Annotated in this window: 1 rRNA gene; it reads left to right on the top strand. The window is 40.5% G+C overall.

What is annotated here, in order from left to right:
* Positions 1–121: 121 nt before the first annotated feature.
* Positions 122–242: ribosomal RNA gene (locus tag AB4180_RS22255) — 16S ribosomal RNA — on the top strand; the annotation flags it as partial.

Below are 242 nucleotides of genomic sequence, written 5' to 3'. Positions count from 1 at the left end.
CAATTCATTACCATTCTGTTCCTATTTATTTAAGAAGAGAGGGTAATAGCTTTAGAATTACATGTTCATGTTTACATGAATATTAGTTTTGAAGTCAGTATTCGTTGAGTCACAAAATCTTAAATTGAAGAGTTTGATCATGGCTCAGATTGAACGCTGGCGGCAGGCCTAACACATGCAAGTCGAGCGGAAACGACAACATTGAATCTTCGGAGGATTTGTTGGGCGTCGAGCGGCGGACG

This window comes from Vibrio sp. 10N.286.49.C3 (assembly GCF_041469545.1).
GTDB classification, from domain to species: domain Bacteria; phylum Pseudomonadota; class Gammaproteobacteria; order Enterobacterales; family Vibrionaceae; genus Vibrio; species Vibrio tasmaniensis_A.
This window is presented reverse-complemented; position numbering and strand designations above follow the sequence as displayed.